Origin of the sequence: Marinobacterium weihaiense (genome assembly GCF_019061305.1) — a bacterium.
Classification (GTDB): domain Bacteria; phylum Pseudomonadota; class Gammaproteobacteria; order Pseudomonadales; family Balneatricaceae; genus Marinobacterium; species Marinobacterium weihaiense.
Genome location: NZ_JAHQZT010000025.1, coordinates 12,013 through 33,819 on the forward strand (window position 1 = coordinate 12,013; position 21,807 = coordinate 33,819).

The window sequence follows — 21,807 nt, forward strand, 5'->3', positions numbered from 1 at the left end:
GAAATCTTTGTTTTAGGATGATATTTCATCCAGTATTTTTCCCGGTAGTGTTTCTACCTGTCTGGTGGCGGCTTCTGGCAAGGATCTGAATAACATGTCTCCCGGTTCTTTGATAAGCGCCCGTGCCCTCGGGCCCGGGTTGTTGGTGGTGGCTTGGGTATTGGTGCTGATCGGGTCGGCACTGGGAGCCTTCTCACTGCCGAATGCGTGGCTGTATCGTCAGTATCATCTGATGTCACCGCAAGTGCCGCCGGCGCCGCGTGTGGTGCTGGTGGAAGTTGAGCGATCCGGACTGACGCGTGATGGCTGGCTGTCATTAATACGCCAGGTGAACCGCGCAGGTGCGCGCGCCGTGGCCGTGCTGGAACGTCCGCCGGCATTGTCGGAGGCGGATGAACATCAGCTTTTGCAGCAGCGGGTGCTAATGGGGCGCAGTACGGTGCAGGCGAACAACCGCTACCCGTTTTTGGTGCTGCCGCCTTCCTACCGGCCCGAACTGAACGGCCTTCACCGCGTGCGCATCGAGCTTAACGGTCATGCCTTTGTCAGTTTGGAGGCGGCACTGGCCAGCACGGTCATCGGGCGGCCCGCTGATCCGGCCCCGTTGCTGATCGATTTTCGACCTGGGAGCAACTATCTGCCCACGCTGCAGGCTAGCCGTATCCTGCGCGGCGATCTGACTCGCGATCTGCTGCATGACAAGGTGGTGCTCATTGGTTTGGCCCCTGATCCGATTGCCCCCCCAATCCTGACGCCGCTGCCGGTGGATGCTCCTATCTATCGGCTGGATCATGCCGGCTATGCGGTCGAAACCCTGCTTCAGGGGCGGCCAGTGCAGCCGATGCCGGCCTGGCAGAGTGCCCTGGTGCTGCTGTTGGGACTGGTGCTGGCGGCCGCTATCCATATGCGTTTCGGTGTGCGCCATGCGCTGCTGTTCTGCGTGCTCGGCACTGTCCTGCCGCCCATGGCCGGATGGTGGGCGCTGCACTTTCTGGGACAGGTCTGGCCCGTGACCGAAATGATGGTGTTGACATGGGCGGTGTGGCTGTTACTGGTCCGGCGCGAACAGCGGACTCAGTCGTACACGGTTGGACGCATGTTGCGTGAAGCCAGTCACCGCCTGCAGGAACGTCTGCAGCCAGAGGATTTCAATGCCAGTGCCGACCCTTGGGGACAGATTATGCTGCTGGTAACCCAAGTGTTGAACCTGGAGCGCGCCATCCTGCTGGAGCGGATTCCACAGGGGCGCCATGTTCGCGAAATCAAGGCGTATAACTGCTCCATCGATGACATTGATGAGCGTCGTCGAGATTTTGGGCGCACGCCCTACTCCACGGCACTGCGTGAGGGCGGGCCGATTTTATTGCAGCGCACCTATTTGCGGGAGCGAGAAGGCGATGGTCGCCAGTTTTTGGCACCGCTGCAGTTCAACGGTCAAGTGCTGGGGTTCTTCAGTGGCGAGGTCTCGGCCCGCAGCCTCGAGCACAACCCCATGTTCATGAGCATGCTGCAAAGCTTTAGCCTGCAGATCAGCGAACTGCTGTATCAGCGACAGCAGTGGCAGGCTCGGCAGCGGTTGGAGTCCAGTCGCTGGATGCGGCTGCTGCGGCTTGAGTCGGTCGACACGGAATACCGGGCGCTGCAGCAGGCCTCCAGCATGATGGAGCGCCGCCTGACACTGCTGGAAAAAGTGATCAACGGCTTGGAAACCGGCACAGTGATGTATGACCCCTTTGGACGGGTGCTGCAGGTCAACCGACGGACCGAAGCCCTGATCAGCCGCGCCGAGTTGCCGATCTTTTCGTGGACGGCAGCGGACTTTCTGGCTGTGCTAGTCAGTATCCCCATTGAAACGGCGCGCCAGTACATGCAACAGCTGGTGCGTGACGATCAGCCGCTGGTGCTCAGCGCACGCCTGCCCAATGGCCAGGGCAGTTTTCTACTGTACGCGCGTGCCCTGCGGGAGCAAACGGATACGGGTGACAGTCAGCGGCCGTTCAACCTGATCGGGTTTCTGTTCGAGTTGGTGGATACCCGTCATCTGAATGTGCTGGGGGAGCATGAAAGCCGCGTGATCGAGCATGCCCTGAACGAGATCGAGCAGGACCTGACGCGTGTGCCGGGGACCGCTGTGGCGCCGGTGGTGCGCAAACTGGTCAGCCTGAGAACCCTGCAGGCTGAAATGCGTCAGCGGGCACGCCTGGAATACTATCCGATCAGCGTGTTGGGTCTGCTGGGAAGTCTGCAGCAGCGTTGGCAGCCGGCGCTGAGTGAGCAGGGCATGACGGTGCAGTGGGAGCTGCTGGAGCAGGATGTGATTGTGCGGGTCGATCTGATGCGCGTGGATGGCATCCTCGACGGGCTGATGGCGCTACTGCAGCAGGATGCCCTCGAGGGTAGTTGCATACGGCTGACGCTGATGCTGATCGATGCGGAGCGTGATACGCCGAACACTTGGCTGACACTGAGTCTGAACAACCAGGGCTATGGCATGCCGAATGACCGTCTGCAGGCTGCGCTGACCGCCGAGGTGGCGGATAGGGCACTGCAGGCGGTCAGCCTGGCGTCACGCGCGCTGCAGGAGTGGGGCGGCGAGCTGACGGCGAGCGCGGCGCTCGGGCATGGCCTGGCATTCAAACTGCACCTGCCCTGCCGGCGCCTGGATCAGATTATGCCCGGATCCTCATCGCCCTTGTCGGCTGCAGCACCTCACCTCAGGGATGCCATTTCGGAATGATTGCAGATCTGTTGCCGTTGACCCTCTTTCCCACAGGCAGCCTGGACAGCTCCGTCATCACCACGGTCTGGGTGGGAGTCATGGTCGTGGCCTTTTTCAACATGCGCTTCGGCTGGAGTCTGGCCGGACTGGTGGTGCCGGGTTATCTGGTACCGCTGCTGCTGATCAAGCCCTGGAGCGTGGCCGTTATTCTGCTGGAAGGGATGGTGACTTACCTGCTGGTAAGAGGTCTGTCCAGTGCCGGTGGACGCTGGTTCGGGCTAGCCGATTTCTTTGGTCGCGACCGCTTCTTTGCCCTGGTGCTGGTCAGTGTCCTGGTACGACTGATTTTTGATGCCTTTTGGCTGCCCGGGCTGGGGCGCTGGCTCAACGACGAGTTGGGCCTGCACTTCGACTACCTGGGCAACTTGCACAGTTTTGGCTTGGTCATCGTGGCCCTGATCGCCAATAACTTCTGGAAGCCCGGACTGGTGCGCGGCACCGGTTGGCTGCTGACGACGCTGCTGCTGACTTTCGTGCTGGTGCGTTTTGGTCTAATGGAGCTGACCAACTTCTCGGCCAGCAACCTCAGCTACCTGTATGAGGATATTGCCAGCTCGTTGCTGGCCAGCCCCAAGGCATACATTATTCTGCTGACGACCGCCTTCATTGCCTCGCGCCTGAACCTGCACTACGCCTGGGAATTCAACGGTATTCTCATTCCTTCGCTGCTGGCGTTGCAGTGGTATCAGCCGGCCAAGCTGTTAACTACCTTTGTGGAAGTGGGAGTGATTCTGGTTGTCGTCAGGTTGCTGCTGGCCTTGCCCTGGCTGGCCAACCTGAACCTGACGGGGGCACGTAAGCTGATGCTGTTCTTCAACGTGGCCTTTGCCTACAAGCTGCTGCTGGGGCTAGTGCTGCAGACCTACTTTCCGCACGTCAAGGCCACGGACTACTTCGCCTTCGGGTATCTGATCGCCACGCTGCTGGCGGTCAAGATTCATGACAAGGACATTGGTGTTAGAGTGACGCGTGCCACGCTGCAGACCTCGCTGATGGCGGGGCTGGCGGCGAGTGTGGTTGGATTCGCGCTGACCCTGCTGCCGCTGCGCCTGGAAACGGTGCGCCAGGATGACAAAATTGAATATCGGCTGCCTGAAACCGAGCAGACTCTGGCGGCGCTGCTGCGGCGGCAAAAAGTCGAGGACTATGGTGCCTATGAGTCCCTCTGGCGGCCTCAGCCCTCCGGTCTGGAACTGAGCCATTTCCATGACGCACTGGAGTACCTGCAGGAGTACCGGCGGCGGCATGCGCCACGTCTGCTGCGTCTGGCCCAGCAGAGTCTGGCGGCGCTGGCCTATGAAGTGGTACGGGTCGAAGGACACTTTCTGGTGGTGCGTGCACGTGAGGCCGATCCTGGCTGGGGCACCTTTGTTCTCGATATACGGCGCCCGGTCGGGCTGCAAATTGCGGTTCCAGAGAGTGTGCGAGAACAGGGCATGGCGGAGGTTGGGCTGGCGCTGTTCAAGAGACAGCAGGCGTCCACGCTGGCACTGGGCGGCACGGGCGGGGGACTGGACACCGCCCTGCCGGGCGGTGTAACAGCCGCGCCGGGTAGCCTGTTCCACCAGTTTCATCAGGTGTTCGGGCGCAACAACAGCGTGCAGGTGCGGCGGATCAACCGGCACGCCACGCGTCAGTTGCAGCGCCTGCTGGCGCGCGCGGGGGCACCTCTGCGGCGCACCAATTATCTGCTGGTGAAGCAAGCCTTGCCACCGGGCTTGCAACTGGCGTCGCTGCAACAGGGGCTGGAGCAGGTGGTGGTGCATTGGGGGGAAATTGGCCGCCACAATGTTCAGCGTCTTAGTGCGGATACCGGGTTTGCCGAGCTGTATATCCAGCCTGACAGCGCTCGCCTGCTGCTGGCACGTGTATTGAGAAGCTCCGTAGAATCTGAGCCGGTGCAGGTGCGCCAAGACCGCCTGGAACACTATCTGCAACCGGATGTACCGCCGACATCCGTTCAGGCCTTCCAGCCGCCGCGTTTGAATCAGCTAATCTTTGCCGATCATGAAGTGCTGGCGCCGCTGCTGCGCCGGGTGCGCGGCGGGGGGGCGGATGACCGCTTGCTGTGGCCGGCACAGTTGCGTTATCTGAACGACCAGGCCGGCAGCATCGGGTACCGCATCGTGCAGCTGCGCAGTGCCGAGGGACGCTTTCTGGTGCTGCAGCCGCAGGCATCCGGCTCTCGGGACTGGGGCACGCTGGTGCTGAACCTGGACCGGCCGGACGCGCCGCATGTGGTGCAGGTGCCGCGTCCGCTGGCCGAGCATAATACCCTGGCCGCGGGCCTGAAAATGTTCACCGGACTTGATGCGCGGGCCTTGATGGTCGCCAGCCGGGTGCGGCAGCCGGACCCGCTGCAGGCGGCCAATGTCCTGAAACCAAGCAACCGCGACACCCTGTTTAACCTGATGCACCAGGTGCTGCTGCGGGAGGCCCACGACGAGCCGATCACGCTGGTGCAGCTGCGTGGGATGCGCGACAGCCAAGAGCCGCGTGCGCCGGTTGTGCTGGCCTACCCCGTGGAAGAGGGCAATGCTGCCGGGCTGGAGGACGTACGTTCTCTGTTGGCGCGGGCCGGAATCCCTTATCAGATGGCGGACGAAGCTGCGACCGGTGCCGACTACCGAGCGGAGCGTGATGCCCTGAGTCGTTATCTGCCGGCAGCGCACCATGCGTCGCTGGCGCTGGTCTGGGTGGCTGCGGATATTCGCCGCACCTTCGCCGGAGGGGCTCAGACAAGGCGTGTGCAGCAGTACCAGGCCCTTGGCATCAGCCGTCGACAGCTGTTGATGGATGCGTCGGAACTGCAGCCGGGCACGGCGGCGCTGCCTGCTGCGGTCGTGCGCCTGTTGTCCCATTACGCGCAGAGTGAAGACATCCTGGCGTTGGTGCAGTTGATGCGTGAAGGCTGGGCGCTGGAGCATCTGGAGTCGGTGGACGGGCGTCACGCTCTGCTGCTGATCAGCGGTACCCCCGGGGGCAAGCCGGTCCGCGCGCTGATCCGGCCGGATGCCTTGAATATGAAGGTGGTACAAGCCGGGCAGTTGTCTTCAGCGTCTCTGCAGGATTTTCTGGAACAGAACGCGTTGATTCTTCAGCTGGGAGGTGAGGCATGAGGTGGATTGGGCGCGCCCTGTTACTGATGCTGGCCATGCTGCTGTGTTGGCTGGCATGGCAGGGGGTGGTCGCACGCGGACAGGGGGCGGTGGATCGTGTGCCCGCGCTTGTCGACAGGCTGCAGCTGCAAAGCCGCGCGGTCAGCGTCTATGAGATGTCGCCCGGACAATGGCTGACTTTTGCCATTCCGAGTCGTACCCGGCACATGCGCCTGCTGAGCAATGCCGCAGCCGCGGGCAATGCGCGTGCGGGTACCGCATTGAACTATGTCGTTGAATATGAACTGCTGGATTCGGCCGGGCAGGTGTTGCATCGGAGCGAGCAGTTTCACGGCAGTCGTATTCCCGAACCGCGCTGGTTGGATGGGACCGCGGTTCCGCCGCTGATGTTTGCAGATACGCCACTGGCCGTGGCTAGTGGGCAGTTCGTCAGGGTAGCGCTGACAGGCTGGCCTGAAGCCACCCATATGCGTGTGCGCTGGCGCCAGCCTCGGGCCGGCATCAAGCGTCTGGTACTGAGAACCTATCGTGAGGAGCGTTTCTCCCCGCAACAGGCAGTGGACCGCTGGGAGCGTCTCAATGCACGCCAGCGGACAGCCGTGACGGATGCACTCATTGCACCGGCCGAACTGGTCAGTGAGCACGAGCGCCTTAACTTGCTGACACGCCAGTGGCAACCGGTCGGCCCGCAGGATGTGGCCGTACAGCGCCAGCGGCTGTTCATTATCGAAGATGAGCGCCTGCAACTGCCTTCTGCACCGCCGGTAGGGCGCTATCTGGGGCCTGAGCGAGACCTCGTGATCCCGGTTGCCGAGGCGGCCCGGTATCGGTTGCTATGGCAGCCCGAGCAGCCGGATGGTGTGCTGGAATGGCGTCAGCATGACGATCGCTACCGTATTCCCTCCTGGCAGTTACTGGATGTGGAAGCGGGCGCTTGGCTGGCATTGACACCGGGCCTGGTGGAGCTACGCGCCAGTGTGCCGGGACATGTGGATCTGGTGACGCAGCAGCGCCCGGACCGCAGCGCCCTGCCACCACGGAATCATCTGAGCAGCCACCCGCTCACACCTGTGCAGCCGTTGCGCTTTGCCCTGGCGCCCGGTACGGCGGAAGCACGGCCATTGCGGCTCGACTTGAGGCTGCATATGCCCCAGGTGCCTCTGCCGCCGCAGGTTGATGTTAGCGCGCATTACCGCATTCTGGGGCCGGCCGGCAGGGAACTGAAGCAGGGCATGCTGAGTGGTGAGGTGCTGCCTTCGCGTCTGGACCGGGCTGCGGATCCATCGGTGCCTGACCTGTCGGACCCGCTGCGCTTTTATCTGCAGCTGCCGCCCGGCGCCACCGCGATTGAGGTGACTAGCCGGCATCCGCTGTTGGCCAACGCCTATACACGGCCGCTTGGACTGGCGTATCGGCGTCAGCTCCCGGCAAACGACTATGCCCGGCGCGAGGATGAGCCGGGCTGGTTCCTGTTAAAGCCAGAGCAGGCGCCGTCGACACCGGTCGTGCTGCAGCTGCAGTCGCGCTTGCCCGAGCGCAAGCCGGCGATTGTCCAGGGGCGCTACCTCTGGCGTGCAGTGGCGCTCCCCGGTGTGCGCAGTGCCCGCTTGCTGACGCCTTTGAGGAGTGATGACAAGATCAGGGATGAGGCGCTGCCCGCCTACTTCAGGCCGCTGCCGACTGCACGCGATCGGGTGCAGCTGGCGGTACCGGCATCGCATTATGCGGTGCGTCCGGAGCTGGTCTACCTGCGTACCGCCAAGGCACCATTTTCGCTGCGCCTGACGCTGGATGACCACGTGCTGGAATCGTCATTGAGTGGGCGGATGGGCAGTGTGCGTCTGCCCCATATTGAGCCTGGCGAGTATCGTTTGCGGGTACAGGCGCCGGAGGATGTGCAGTGGCTGCTCAATTATCAGCCGGCAGAGATGGCGGATGCACCGGGGTTCACTGTGCGGCGTGCCTACTGGCTGGACGATAGCGAGGGGGTGCGTGTCAACCTTGACAAGCGCGCAGATCTTGATCAGTCCCTGGGGGCGCGCTTCTATCCGTTGGCCGGGGAGGCGGCGCCCGTGATACGCCTTCAGGTGCAGTCTGCGCTTGCGCACGACCGCACCCAGCCCCAGCAGGCGTGGACCTACCGCACACGCGAGTATTACCTGCCGGCTACGCAGCCGCCGGAAGGGTATGTTTTTGGCCAGCCAGAGCAACGCCTGGCGGCGCCCCAGTCCTTGTTTTTCGCGCTCGAAGAGGATATTGCCGATGGCCCGGTCGGGTTGCACTTTACCCTGTTGCAGGGGCAGGGCTATCTGGAAGTGTTTGAACTGCTGCCGGGGGACTACCCCTGGGCTGATGCATTCGAGGAGCTACAGCCATGAAACCATTGTTCGGACTGATGCTGCTGGCCGTCAGCACGGCGCTGCAAGCGGCGCCAATGACGCTGGGGGAGCATTTACAACGGCTCCGGCGCGAGGTATGCCAGGCGCCCACGGCTGTACAGATGGCGCAGGTTCAGGCTGCGCTGACCGCCTTTTGGCAAAAAACGCCCGGAGTGTTCCGGGTGGAACGCCTGCAACTATCGCGCCTGCCGGGGAAGGATACCTGGCTACTGCACGAGCCGGAACAGACCGCTCGGGGGGGGCGGGGCGCTGTTGTTGAACCGGTCGGGCCGTCGCGAGATCTTTCTGCAGGCGCCACACCAGTATTATGACCTGCGCACCGGGCGACTGGTCGCACGCTTACAGGCCGAGGGCGATATGATGGCGGCTTTCTGGAATACGGCACAGCGCCATGTTGCCGCCGGGTGTGATCTGGTGCATGTCGACCACACCTATCTGCATGCCTTCACGCGCGCGTTTCAACAGGCCCGGCCGCAGGGGCTGATCGTACAGATACATGGCTTTGCGGCTGACAAGCGGGACACTCTTGCTGGCCGCACGGCGGACATGATCATCAGCGACGGCACGCGCGAGCCTTCCCCCGAAGCCAAGGCATTTGCACATTGTCTCAGTGAGCATACGCGCTGGCAGGTGCGCCTGTTTCCGCATGATGTTCATGAGCTGGGTGCCACGACCAACACCGTGGCGGCGGATTTGCGCCAGCAGGGTAACAGCCGCTTCATTCACTGGGAGCTTAGCGCACAGGCACGCCGTGAACTGGTAGGCAGCGCCGTACGTCGTGGCGATGTGCTGGCGTGTCTGCAACATGTACAGGGAGAGAAGCCGCGATGAAGGGGTGTGGTCTGAGCCTGATAGCAGGGTGGGGGCTGACGTTGGCTGTGCAGGCCGATCCCGGTGCGCCACTGACGACCCTGCCTCCCTGGGCGCAAGCTACGGGGGAAGCCGCGCTGGTCTGGCAGCCGGTCCAGACGTTGGCGGCCGATCTGTATCAGGTGCCAGCACAGACATGGCTCCAGGTCGATGCAGCGTCGGCACCGGCGCCAATCTGGCGCTCGTCCGATGGCCTGCTGTGGTACCAGGCGCCGTGGCAGTCGGCCGGTTCGAGGGCCTGGGTCAGCGGGGATGCACGCGCGCAGGATGAGTATGCCTGGTGGCCGCAGGTGGAGGGTTCGCACGTGGTTGAATCGGCCCTTGGGGGGTGGCAGCGGCAGGCCTACAGGTTGCCACGCCGGTTTGAATCCCTGACGCTGAGTTCATCACAGGATACTCTGGCGCTGCGGGACCTGGCGGGTAGCCTGCACCGCCTGATGCGTGTACGGCCAGGTCCGTTGCCGCCGTTGAAGGTGAAGGGTCCTGCAGTGATCCGGCTGACGTCACGCCCGGAGGTGCACTGTGATGGGCAGGCCGAGCCGGTGGCGATGGCGTACCGGTTGCGGTGGCGCTTGAATGAGGCACCCTGGAAGGGTGTAGAGGTACGCCGGCGTCAGTTGAGCGAGTCCATGCAGTGGTGGGGTGACTGTGCGTTACCGGGGGGCTTTGAACATCATTATGTCCAAGTGCCCGCAGGTGAGCAGCAGCTGCAGGTGGCTGTGGATCAGCCGTTGCTGTTGGCCATCGAGCAGTATCGCCAGGACGACTTTGTCCGGATCCGCCCGGCTGCCAGCCTGACTCCGCAGGTGGCCGATGCCGATATACAGGCCGCGCGGCAGCAGGATGCAGACCGTCGTAGCAATCACCGTACAGAAACGGCGGAAGCGGTGCTGGCCGAGCTGGATAAGGCGGCACCTCCGGCGGCACTATCTCCGTTGCAACGCGTACTGCGTACGGCCATCGAACATGATCAGCGGTTCTACCGTGATCTTGTGCCGCAACCGAGCCTGCAGCCGCACCGATTGCGCACCCGGGCGTTTGCGCCGGGGCGTGTTGAGGGGGCTCAACCCCCGTGGGCACCCCGTCACTATCTGTCTGCAGGACAGGCCTGGAGCCATGTGCAGACCGGCACCTTCACGACCCTGACGGATCGGGCACTGACGTTCGCACTGCCGCCGCGTGTTGCGGATACACAGCTCAGGGTCAATGTGCTGCTGCCCGACGGTCAGGCTCTTGACGGCGATCTGCAGCTGCATTTCGACAGCGGTGGTGGGCACCAGCTGCGGCTGGCTGCGCCTCTGTCAGCTCCCGTTCGACCCGGTGCCGCGGCTTGGGTCGCCTGGGCGGAGCAAACGGCGGCGCGCCATAACGTCATCCTCGCGCCCGGCCTGCCCGACGCCCTGCAAGGGCTGGCGCTGGAGCGTAGCGCCAGCGTTGAGTTGTCGCTGCCGGTCGACGCGCAGCGCATTGAATTGAGTGGTCCTCCGGGGCTAGCGGTATCCCTGCAGTACCGAACCAGTACACCGTTCCGGCTGGGAGAGTCGGCCTATCGTGACTTGCTGAGTGCGCTACAGCCAGAACACCGCCTTCAGCTGTGGCAACAGCAGCTGAAGACGGTGCCGGAGGCGGATGCCTTGACGGCCTCTGCAACCGCATCGCATCAGCTGGCCCATCAGTGGCTGCCCCTTCTGCGCGAGCTGCACGCGCAAGCGATGGCATTGCGGGTGGCACTGGACCCCGAGACGAAGCCAGAGGCCATGACTGATGTTGACTTCCGGCTGGCGCGGGCGCATGAGCAAGCCCTGAACCAGCAGTGGGCGGCGGTGCTTGCCACCCTGGGCACGCTGGAGTTCGAGCGCATCCAGGCGTTCGATCTGGCGCAGTCCGCGCGGCAGGCTCTGGGCGAGACCGCGTTAAACCAGCGCCAGTGTCTGGCCGTGTCGCTGTTCGGGCGGACACCGGCGTTGCGACGCCGCGCGCTTGAGCGGCAACTGCACGCCTATGCCCGTGAGCAGCGCTGGCAACAACAGCAAGCCCTGTTAGCGGCCGTCATGCTGCAGGAGATGGATGCCTGGTTGCTCGAACAGCTGGCACAGAGCCTGTATCACCAGGGCGAAGTGCTGTCGGCGGTACAACTGGGCATGCTGCTGCCCGAATCAACACAGCCTCGAGTGTGGCTGGTGAAGGCGGCGCATCGGGCGGAGTGGCGGCAAACAGCACGCCACTTGCAGGCCAGGCTGCCCGAGGCGCTACAGGCTCAGTTGACGTTGGAGAATGCGTTGCAACAGGGGGCATATTCGCGGGCACGCTCCGCCGCCCGTACGGAGGAGCAACGGCAGCAGGTTGAGCAAACCCATCGCCTGGTGCAGTCACTACACAGTGAGGATGCGTCAGCGCGTGTACACGCGCTGACGCAATGGTGGCGGCAAGCGCAGGCGCCAGGCCCTTATCACTGGCGTGCCATCCATGATCAGGTCGTCCGGGCACCGGGGTATCAATGGATATACAACCGGACCCGAGGGCAACCCTTTGCTCGCTTACGGGCTACGCCTGAGCAGCCGGTCGAGGTTGAAGTTTTGGGGCCCCGTGTACTGCGCGTTCAGGCGCGTGCCGTCGAGCCGAGCGGCGTTGCGGAGACATTGGACTGGCTGGTCGCTGAGGTGGATGAACAGGTACTGCATTATCCACTGCTTCCGGCACCGGCCAGCCTGACGCTGCAGCAGCAACCTTCGGCGGCCCCGATATCTCTGGCACGTACGTTGCTGCTGGAGGTGCCGGCCGGTTTGCACAGAGTGCGTCTGGCGCCACGACGTCAGGCACAGTTGCTGGCCATCGATCAGTGGGAGAGGCAGCCGCAGCCCGGCCTGCCGCGGCTATCACCGGCCAGTGTGCGTGCACTGCTGTCGCCTGCCGGCACGGCTGCCGCGGCCAAATCGTCAGATACCCGAGTGGATTCGGTGATCCTGGCTCACGGCCAGCGCAGACCGGTCACGGCGGCTACGATCGCGCGGGTGTTTGCGGCGGCAGCACCCCCGGTGGAGATGCCCGCATCGCTTCTGGCCGATCAGCCGATGGTGCGCCCGCCAGGCTGGCGCATGGATCAGTATGCCGTAGCCGTGGACATGCCGTCACGTACACCGGTACAGCAGGCGCTGGCGGTTTTGTGGCAACTGGATCGAGCCACTGGCCCCGACCAGGTGGCCGCGCCGCTGAGCCGACTGGTCCAGCTGGCACGGCAGCAGGATTCGCTGAGCGAGCTGTCACGCTGGGCGGATCATGCCCTGCGTACCTCCTCCTTTGACTGGCAACTGTTGACACCCCAGGTGAGCGCCGGTGAGGTTGATGTGCCGATGTCGGCAATGCCGCTGGGAACGTTCAGCGAAGTGCGGCGTGCGCTGCTACCGCAGCCGGCAGATGATGCGCGCTGGGTCAGCGATACGCGGGTCGAAGGCATGGCGCTGAGGCTGCCCTCGGCAGACACCCTGACACTGGTACTGGATCCGGCCGTGCTGCCGCACGTGCAGGCGCGGCCCATGATTGTCAACCTGCAAGTGGACGACCAACCGGTGCAGTCAATACGCCTGCTGCGCCAGCCGGTGCGGCGTGTCCTGACATTACCGGCCGGAGCGCATGCGATTCGGGTCTGGTTGCAGACGCCCTGGCAGGATCATTACCTCTGGGTGCGTTTTCTGGACGCGAGCGGACAACCGTTCGAACCGCCCGCGAGCGACTGGCGCTACCAGGTGGCGCTGCCAGAGCAGCCGCTGGAATATGCCTTGCAAGGGCCTGCGTTGTTGCGCATTGATGAGCGCACTCGGCAGGGCAATCGACGCTATTACCATCACCTGCCATCCGGTTGGCAGACCCTGAAGCTGCCGGCCGGTCTGCACCATGAACGGCACTATCGGGTCGCTGTTCTGGCCTATCGGCCTCCGTCGCCGAGTCCTGAGCTGCCCCCGCGCTCGCTTGTGTTGCCGGACAGCGTGCAGGCGCCGTTGTCCACCGTTTCGGTGGTCCCGGCGCCCTGGCTCCTGACCGAGCGGCAGTCGCCCGATGGCGGGCTTGAGCATTTGGGGGGCTATCTGGCATTGAGTGGACCGAGTGACGACGTGGACAACCGGCGAGCCGGCACCCGCCAGGAGGTGGGTCTGAGATACCATATTCGCTTCCCTGATGCGCAGGCCTATGCGCGTACGGACCTGTTGCTGCGTCGCCAGCCTGGAGGAGACCTGCTGCTGGGGGGGCGCCAATGGCTTGATCTGTATCCGCCGCAGAGTCCATGGCGCCTGAAGGCCCATGCAGGGGGGTATTTGCAGCCGGCGGTGGAGGCAACGGGCGCCCGCCACCCACACACGGCGCTGCAATTGCAGGCAGACCTGGCGCACAAGGTTGACGTAAGCCCGACAGTGGCACGACGGTTCGAGCTGCGCTTGGCGCAGCACTGGAGCAGCTTGGACAGCGCCTCCGATGCGGCGTTGAGCCAGTTGGATCCGCTGGTCTACTCCGAGTATCGCGTACAGCACCCCCGCTACCTGCGGCTGCGTCAACAGTTCGATTGGCGCCCCTGGCTGGATCAGCGCTGGTATGCCCGCGCCGATCTGGTCAGTAATGAAGAGCTGGATCCGTTCAACCCGGATTATCTTAGCCTGACCACGGCCGTGGAACAGTTGTTGACGCCTCGACTTTCTGCTGCGGCTGGCATTCGCTGGCGGCAGTATCGTGCGGATGAAGACCGCCCTGATGCACTGGACCGAACCCGTGTCTTCGTGGCAGGCGACTGGTTGAGCTGGCGGCATAGCGGCAATGCCTTGGCACTGGGCGGACGACTGGATTATGACTTGGAGCAGGGGGATATGAGCTGGCGACTCGAATTTTCCTACACCCGGGCACAGGGCGGCATGCTGCCGGCCATGCGCCCGGATACACACGACTTTTTCTCCGTGCGCCGTGCATTGCAGCGCGATGTATTGACGCTGAACCCGATCGACAGGGACGATCATGACTGAAATGCTTACGGCCGAACGGCGGTTGAATCTGGGGCTGATACCTCACTGGCAGCGCTTGCACCGGCGACAATCGACGGCGCTGTTGGCGCGGCATCGCCGTGCCGACCGCCCTTGGCGGGGTACGGCGGCTGAGCTCGACCAGCCATTGCTGGATACCTTGCTGGAATGGACCGAGGAGCAAAACCGCCTGATTGGACAGTTGCACACGCAACAGCAGGTGTTCAGTGGTCGTCTGAGTCGTGCGTTGACCGAAGCGGATATTCAGGCACATGTGCTGGATTACGCACGTGTCCTGGGCGCCGGGTATTGGCAGCTGCGAGCCGACCGCAAAGCGTTTCGGCGCTGGTTCGGCGTAGATGCGGTGGTCGAGCGTTATCAGCAGCGGGTGGCAGATGCCGAGCGTCATCTCGCTTTCGCTCTGCAGCAGACCGGCCGGCTGTCACAGGCCTACCTGCAATCGGCCGCACAGGATCCGCATGAGCTGGGGATTCGCTGGCGCCGCCTGAAACTGGAGCGGCAGCTGGGGGAGCTGCTGCGTTATGACGGTGACCTGCGGGTTCGTCTGGCAGCGTTCAGGGCGCTTTCGGCTGCGATCCAGGCCTTGCCGGTCAGTTGGCATGCCCAGCTGCTGTCGCTGGATATGCGCAACTATATTGACCGCCTGGCATTGGATACCCATCAGCCGGTCTGGCTTCAGGCCGAAGCACTCAGTCTGCTGGATGCCGTCGATTATGCTGAGCTGACGTCGATCGTGTCGCAACGTCTGCAGCGCAGGGGCGGGGCGGATGATTTCTTTGTGCGTGAGCATGCAGTGGGACTGCTGGGAGGATGTCAGCGGCGCACCCCGGACCAGACTCACGCCCTGTGGCCCTTGGTGCTGCAGGATCCCAGTGAAACGGTGCGTCAGGCGTTGGCCCGACAGTTGGTCCAGGTACGCCCGGCCCAGATGCAAGCACTGTTGCTGCAGCTGATTCAGTCCGATACTGCTGCCTGCGTGCGTGGGGCCAGTGTGCATGCGCTGCTGCGGCTATTAGAGACAGCACCGGACTGCGTGCCTTGGGTGGCGGAGCAGGTGTTGCCCCTGGGGCAGCAGGAGACGGACACTCAGGTGCTGCGGCTGTACTGCCATCTGACGGCGGCAGTGGCGGCTCTGCCCGAAGTGGTGGCAGAGCCGTTGCGGCTTGCGCTCTGGGCCGAGCACGGCATGGCGCTTTTGAATACCCTGCATACCCAGTCCAAGTCGGTGAAGGTACGGCGCTGGGCAGCACTGTCACGGGAAAGTCTGTGGGCACTGGCGAATCCGGAAGCGCGGCGGCTACGCGAGCAGCTTGCGCCCTGGCTAGCTGCGCAGCCGGTGCAGCGGCGTAAGCGTCTGCCCGAGGTTGCCCAGAAAGCGGATCCGGCCCTGTTGGGGCGTGTTCTGAGTGAGTTGGTACAGGCCGACTTCAGTCTCGATATTGACCTGTCGGGACGGCGTCGAACGGTGCGGCGCTGGGAGGTTTTCGGTTTTCGGTTCTGGCGGGCTTGGCATGAGTTCTGGCGGCCGGCGACGGACAAGCGCGAGGCGGGGCGGCATACGATTGGTCGGTTGTACTACGGTCTGCTGCAGATACCCTCGGCCCGGCTGGCAGAACTGAGCCCCACCCGGGTTCCGGGTGAGCCGTTGCATATCAGTGATGAGGATGGTTGGCGGCCCTATCTGCCCCTGGTGGATCAGTGCATTTCTTGCCTGGATCAGGGCTGGCCGACCCGCCCCATGCAAATCTTCTCCAGCGAGGGTGTGACGGAGGTGATGCCGCCTGCCGGTTTCTGGGGACGTCTGAAGGCCCGCATTCGCCTGACGCTCGGGTTTGCACGCTTTGCCGAGCGGCGTAACTGGCAACCCGGCAGCGAACGAGAGGCCAGCCACTATATCCTGTCGCTGCAGACGCTGGGGTTTCGAATTCGATTTCGGCCGCACACCGGCCTGGATCAGCGTCCTTTGCAAGCCGACCCCTTGGTACAGCGTTTCTTTCCCGCTTTTGCACTGCCACCTCTGATTCTGGAGCTGTGGGGGGAATACAGCCGCTACTTTGTATCCTTGTATCAGAATACCCTGCAGCAGCTGGTGGTCTTCCTGGGCGGGATGCTGACCCTGTTTCTTGGGCGGCACCTGGCTGTCAACTGGCTGACCCGCCGCGCGCGTAACGCCTTGCCGCTGGTCATTGGCGGCTGGGGTACCCGCGGCAAGTCGGGCACCGAGCGGCTCAAAGCCGCACTGTTCAATGGTCTGGGCTATCATGTAGTGTCCAAGACCACAGGCTGTGAAGCCATGTTCCTGCACAGTTACAGCCATGGCGAACTGCGCGAGATGTTCCTGTTCCGGCCCTATGACAAGGCCACCATCTGGGAACAAGCGGGGCTGGTTCGGCTGGCGGCTCGACTGAAGGCGGATGTGTTTCTCTGGGAGTGCATGGGGCTGACGCCCGCTTATGTGCGCATCCTGCAACAGCAGTGGATGCGCGATGATTTGGCTACCATCACCAATACCTATCCCGATCACGAGGATCTGCAGGGGCCGGCGGGCATTGACATTCCCATTGCCATGACGGAATTCATTCCGTCCAATTCGGCCCTGATCACCACCGAGGAAGAGATGCAGCCCATTCTGCAGCAGGCAGCACGTAATCGGCAGACGGTTTGCCAGCCGGTCAGCTGGATTGAAAGTGCGCTTCTGCCGGGCGATATACTGTCCCGTTTCCCTTATGAGGAACATCCGGCCAACATCGCGCTGGTGCTGAGGTTGGCCGAGATGCTGGATATTCCAAGGCCATTTGCGCTCAAGGCTATGGCCGATCATGTGGTGCCCGACCTCGGTGTACTGCAGGTCTATCCGGAAGCTCGGCTACAGGGGCGGCGCCTGGAATTCACTAACGGCATGTCAGCCAACGAGCGGCTGGGTGCACTGGGCAACTGGACGCGGTTGGGGTTTGATCAACAAGATACGGTGGCCGAGCCGGGTGTGTGGATAACCACGGTTATCAACAACCGGGCCGACCGGGTAGCGCGCTCACAAGTGTTTGCCGATATTCTGGTGCGTGACATCACGGCGGATTGTCATGTCTTGATCGGCAGTAACCTGGAGGGCTTCATGGGCTATGTCGAAACGGCGTGGGAAGAGTACCGCCCTCAGCTGACGCTGTGGCCCCAGAATCGCACGGCCGCCGGCCCGCTGGCGCACTGGCAGGCGCATGCCGAACGTCTGCGAGTGCCGGTCAGTGAAGACGCGGTGAGGCAGAGGCTGCAGGCAATGCTGGCCGGACTGGGTCACGCGATGACAATCGAGACGCTTGACCCGGAACATCTGCACTGGCATTTGCCGGAAGCACTGGCGCCTTATCATCAGGCTATTCAGCAGGTGTACGCCCGTTACCACCGTGAGTGGCGTGAGTACGCGGCGCTGGCGGCGCGTATTGAACAGGTACAAGAGCCTGATGATGTGCTCGATCAAGCGGCGGCTACACAATTATGGACGTGGTTACAGGCGCGAATTCATGTCGTGCCAGTGCTGACCATCAGTGGCGAAGAGCTGTTGCAGCAGGTCTGTGCAGCTACGCCGCCGGGCTATCACAACCGCATTATGGGCCTGCAGAATATCAAGGGTCCCGGTCTGGACTGGGTATATACCTGGCAGGCTTGGGAAAAACTGCATGCAGCGGCCATGCGGGTCCTGTCAGCCAAGGCTTCGGATGCGGGCTCCGCGTTGCAATTCCTGGCTAACCTGCCGCACTATGGAATCCTGGCGCATGACTTTCTACTGGACTGGCTGGCGCAGGTACGTACCTTGCCACTGACTCAGAACGAAGCCATGCAGGCTGAAATACGCCTGATTGAAATCCGTCTGCAGGCCGAGCGGGAGGAGGCGGTTGCAACCCGTGGCAGCCGCGACCAAGAGAAGGCGTCCAGCGGTCTGTGGTCGGGTTTGCTGCAGTTGCTGGAGAACTTTCTTGATGTGGGGGATGCCATCAAGCGCCGGCGCACGGCCAATCGCATCTACCGTGACCTGAGCCGGCAGCAGATCAGCAGCAGCCGTGCGGCTGAGGAACTCAAGGCATTGAACCAGCGGCAAAAAGGGGGCTGGTTGCTGCGTCGTCTTTCTTCAAGGGCGTGAGGATCAAAAAGGAGCCCTTGAAGGGCTCCAATCACGACGCATGTTGAAGTCGTTAGGTCGGTCAGAGGTCGAAGGTTTTACTCAGCGTCAGGATCAGCTCCTTGTCTTTCTTGCCGTCACCGCTAAGGTCATCCAGTTGGTGAACGTAGGCCAGGCTCAGATCCACACCCTGAACACTAAGGCCATAACCGGCTTCGGCGTAGTCACCATCATAGTCTTTGCCGAAGGAGCCATAGGTCAGATAGGCGCCCTTATATTCGCCGGTCAGGCTGAAGAAGCTGTAGTCGGCTTCATCGCCATGGCTGGCGTCTTCGGTGCCGAGCACATACTGCGCACTGATCGGGCCGTAGCCACCATTGAAAATGACTTCATGAAAGTCGGTGGCGCCGTCTTCACTGTAGAAGTAACCGGCATACCCCAGGTCGTAGCTGAAGCCCTGTGCCTCGGCTGAATAGCTACCATAGAGGTCATACTCGAACTCCGAGCCGTCCAGCTGTGCGGCCCAGGTGCCGATGGCAAAGCCGTTGCCGAAATTGTAGTCGGCCCCGGCCGTCAGGCTGCCGTTGTCAGCGGTCTGATCGATGCCGCGGAAATAGTAGTCGCTCATGGCGCCGAGGTTGACTGAGAGTTCGGCGCTGGCCGAGGTCGAGGCCGCGAGCAGGGCGGTGGCCAGTAGATGTTTGGTCATGGTCTTCATTTTCATCCCCTTTCAGATAGTCGATGCCAGCATGTGATGGCATGTCGTTGCTGAACCGGTTAAAGCGAAACCTGTGCCACACAGGATAAAGTTCTTTTTGTACAAGGCGTTAGCCTTATGGAGAGCGGGCTTCTGTGGCATGTGATGCACCATGAGCATGCAGTTGCGCTGTTTTGAGGCAGGTTAGCGTGGCATGATCGTCTGACGCACAGGATCGCCCCCTGCGGAAACGAAATACCGCAAAAACCTTGTGGTCAATAATCGAGCAGATCGATATCATACGTTTGTTCGTACATGTCGGCGGTACTTTAGTGGCAGGTTTGATCCACAACGTACTTTGATCAACAGGCTGGCATATCGCCAGGGACAGGACAGGAAATGGAACAACAGAAACAGTTTCTGGATCTGACCGGCGACTTCGTTGCCAGTATTGATCTGCAGAATCGTATTGAGTACATCAACCGTTCGGGCCGCCGCCTTCTTGGGATTGCCTCTGACCACGACCTGGCCGCGTCTCCGTTGCATGTTGATCAGTTTCATGATCCGGATACCTGGCAGTCATTGGCCGATGACATCTTTCCTCAGGTGCTCAAGCAGGGGCATTGGAACGGGCAGTTGACACTGCGTGCGCTGGACGGACGCCCGGTGCCGGTGATGTTCAGTTTGTTGCCGCACCTGGATCCCCAAGGGCAGGTGTGCGGGTTGACGGCAGTCGGTGAAGATCTGCGCCTCAGGCAGGCGCTGCAGACTCAGAAGGATATGGCCGAGCGTATTCTGGACAGCACCATTGAAGGGATTATGGTGACGGATGCGCATGCACGCATTCGGCGCGTTAATACAGCCTTTACCCAAATTACCGGTTATGCCGCTGAAGAAGTCATCGGACGAACACCTAAATTCCTGCGCTCAAGCCACCATGATCAAACATTCTATGACGACATGAATCGGCGTCTGCATCAGCGTGGCTGTTGGCAGGGCGAAATCTGGAACCGGCGCAAGTCCGGTGAACTGTATCTGCAGTGGATGTCGGTCAGTGCCTTGCGCCGTGACGATGGCAGTACCAGTCACTTCGTCTCCATATTTCACGACTTGACTGAGATGCGTGCCAAGGAAGCCGAAATCGAGCAGCTGGCCTTCAGTGATCCCCTGACCGGGCTGGGCAATCGCCACAAACTCAGTCAGACCCTAATGCACCAGTTGAAAGCCATTCATTCCGGCGGAGGCAAGCTGGCTCTTTTATGTATCGATATCGGTCAGTTGTCCCCTATCAATGATCGCTTTGGCATGAAAGGGGGAGACGAGCTGATTCAGCATCAGGCACAGCGGCTGCAGCAGGGACTGGCCAGGCCCCTGCATCTTTACCGGCTGGTGGGGGATGAATTGGTGGCGATGATCACGGATGCGCCGGAGCCGGCGGAAGTGGCACGTTATGCGGACGACTGCATTCATATTCTTCAGCAGCCCGTGCACCTGCATGGTGAAGTCATTCAGTTGAGCCCTTCGGTTGGTATTGCCCTGAGCCCCAAGGACGCCGAGGACGGTGATACGCTATTGGCTAATGCCCAGACGGCGTTGCTGGCGGCCAAACAGACGGGTCGGGATGGTTACCATTTTTATGACGCGGCTTTGAGCAGCGAACTGCGCCAGCGGCTGATGCTGGAGCAGCAGTTGCGCATGGCGATACGACCAGGGGCTGATCTTGGACTGCAGTTGTATCTGCAACCCAAAGTCGATCTCAGGTGTGAGAGTGTCGTTGGAGCGGAGGTTCTGTTGCGCTGGCACCACCCGGAAAAGGGTATGATCTCACCGGCAGACTTCATCCCGTTGGCTGAAGAGAGTCGTTTGATCATCGAGCTGGACCGTTGGGTTTTCCAGCGTAGCTGTGAACTGTTGCGTGACTGGCAGCGTGCAGGCAGGCCGGTGCCCAGTATCAGCATCAACCTGTCGGCACGTCAGTTGCAGGAGCCGGATCTGGTGGACTGGTGCCTTGATCAGATCAAAATATTTGGGCTGCAGCCTGCCATGCTTGAGCTAGAGATTACTGAAACGGCCTTCATCAATCTGTCCGACCAGGTGCTGGAGCAACTGCACGCCCTCAAGCTGGCCGGCTTCCATCTGGCACTGGATGATTTCGGAACTGGCTACTCCAGCCTGACATACTTGCGGCGTCTACCACTGGATGTGGTCAAGATCGACCGCAGCTTCGTGGCGGATCTTTGCCAGGATCCTCGCGCAGCGACTCTGCTGAAAGGGGTGATGCGATTGCTGGACGAAATGGGGTTTGGTGTGGTAGCTGAAGGAATAGAAACAGCAGACCAGTCCAACTTACTGCAACGCATTCGCTGCCAGCTAGGGCAAGGGTTCCTGTACCACCGTCCAATGCCGGTTGGTTCTTTTGTAGAGTTGTTGGACAAGGCGCCGCCGGCGTCAGCGTCCTGATTGAGTGGCCATTGATATCCAGCTGAAATGGTGTTTCAAGAATACCGTCAGGCTGTGTAGGCGGTGATTGCACCTCGGAGTTGGGTTCGTGTGCAACGTTTCTGAAACTTTTACGCGCACGGGTGTTGACTCTGCATCGGGGATGCGTAGAATACGCCTCCTCGCTTGAGACGACAGGGTTCGCGAAACGCTGAAGCCTCTTTCGAGAAGGAAACAAGTAATTGAAATCGCTAAGGTTTCTGATGTAGACTTAGCTTCCTTGGTGCAACCGGTTCGGCGTTTGAGTGTTTCGACACTGAAACAAAAAACGAAAATAACGGTTGACATCGAAAACGGGTGCGGTAAGAT

At 61.8% G+C, this 21,807-nt stretch carries 9 protein-coding genes; 8 read left to right on the forward strand and 1 reads right to left on the reverse strand.

The genetic code is table 11. The annotated features are described in order from the left end of the window. The first annotated feature begins 94 nt into the window (after nt 1–94). Genes KTN04_RS14190 through KTN04_RS14220 form a run of 7 tightly spaced genes read left to right on the forward strand, consistent with a single transcriptional unit; the run spans nt 95 to nt 18,323 of the window. Complete coding sequence (locus tag KTN04_RS14190) at nt 95–2,737, forward strand: CHASE2 domain-containing protein (RefSeq protein WP_217335894.1); 2,643 nt, start codon at nt 95–97, stop codon at nt 2,735–2,737. Further along, the gene (locus tag KTN04_RS14195) at nt 2,734–5,898 is read left to right on the forward strand and encodes a poly-gamma-glutamate biosynthesis protein PgsC/CapC (protein WP_217335895.1); all 3,165 of its coding nucleotides are present in this window, start codon (nt 2,734–2,736) and stop codon (nt 5,896–5,898) included. The genes KTN04_RS14190 and KTN04_RS14195 overlap by 4 nt, the downstream gene beginning before the upstream one ends. Beyond that, nucleotides 5,895–8,276 (forward strand): hypothetical protein, encoded by a 2,382-nt coding sequence (locus KTN04_RS14200; protein WP_217335896.1) that lies wholly within the window; start codon nt 5,895–5,897, stop codon nt 8,274–8,276. The genes KTN04_RS14195 and KTN04_RS14200 overlap by 4 nt, the downstream gene beginning before the upstream one ends. Continuing rightward, a complete protein-coding gene (locus KTN04_RS14205) occupies nt 8,273–8,608 on the forward strand; it encodes a hypothetical protein (RefSeq protein WP_217335897.1) in 336 nt (111 codons plus the stop codon). The genes KTN04_RS14200 and KTN04_RS14205 overlap by 4 nt, the downstream gene beginning before the upstream one ends. Then, a complete protein-coding gene (locus tag KTN04_RS14210; RefSeq protein WP_217335898.1) occupies nt 8,550–9,128 on the forward strand; it encodes a hypothetical protein in 579 nt (192 codons plus the stop codon). The genes KTN04_RS14205 and KTN04_RS14210 overlap by 59 nt, the downstream gene beginning before the upstream one ends. Then, nucleotides 9,125–14,173, forward strand: coding sequence for a hypothetical protein (locus KTN04_RS14215; protein ID WP_217335899.1), 5,049 nt, complete (start codon nt 9,125–9,127; stop codon nt 14,171–14,173). The genes KTN04_RS14210 and KTN04_RS14215 overlap by 4 nt, the downstream gene beginning before the upstream one ends. After that, nucleotides 14,166–18,323, forward strand: a complete 4,158-nt coding sequence (locus KTN04_RS14220; protein WP_217335900.1) for a HEAT repeat domain-containing protein — start codon at nt 14,166–14,168, stop codon at nt 18,321–18,323. Before KTN04_RS14215 ends, KTN04_RS14220 begins: the two co-directional genes overlap by 8 nt. A gap of 61 nt (nt 18,324–18,384) precedes the next feature. Here the strand turns inward: KTN04_RS14220 and KTN04_RS14225 are convergent, their stop codons facing one another. Further along, on the reverse strand, nt 18,385–19,020 hold the full coding sequence (locus tag KTN04_RS14225; RefSeq protein WP_217335901.1) for a TorF family putative porin: 636 nt from the start codon (nt 19,018–19,020) through the stop codon (nt 18,385–18,387). A gap of 378 nt (nt 19,021–19,398) precedes the next feature. On the opposite strand from KTN04_RS14225, the gene KTN04_RS14230 reads away from it, so the two are divergent. After that, the gene (locus KTN04_RS14230) at nt 19,399–21,459 is read left to right on the forward strand and encodes a putative bifunctional diguanylate cyclase/phosphodiesterase (RefSeq protein ID WP_217335902.1); all 2,061 of its coding nucleotides are present in this window, start codon (nt 19,399–19,401) and stop codon (nt 21,457–21,459) included. The last annotated feature ends 348 nt before the right edge of the window (nt 21,460–21,807 follow it).